At 47.5% G+C, this 265-nt stretch carries 1 protein-coding gene; it reads right to left on the bottom strand.

Annotated elements, in window-relative coordinates; translation table 11 throughout:
• Positions 1–265, bottom strand: a 265-nt coding sequence (locus AAEZ03_RS27695) for an RNB domain-containing ribonuclease (protein ID WP_350583085.1), incomplete at both ends; no start/stop codon positions are given.

The raw sequence follows: 265 nt of genomic DNA, 5'->3' as shown, positions 1-265 counted from the left end.
CTAAAGAGAAGTCCATCACTGGTTGCTTAGTGTTAGTGACTTTTGCTTTAATCGCGCGATGCAGCATGAGGTCAGGATAACGGCGAATCGGCGAGGTAAAGTGGCTATACTCGTCATAAGCTAAGCCAAAGTGACCAAGATTGTCAGGCGAATAATTCGCTTGCATCATTGAGCGCAGTAGCATGCTGTGGATACTGATCGCATCGGGACGGTCTTTGGTGGCTTCGATAATCCGCTGATAATCTGCTTGCGTTGGGTTTTCTTC

The sequence above is a fragment of the Pseudomonas sp. HY2-MNA-CIBAN-0224 genome (assembly GCF_040310285.1).
Lineage (GTDB): Bacteria > Pseudomonadota > Gammaproteobacteria > Pseudomonadales > Pseudomonadaceae > Aquipseudomonas > Aquipseudomonas helleri.
Note: the sequence above shows the minus strand (reverse complement) of the source record. Positions and strands in the feature narration are given on the sequence as shown.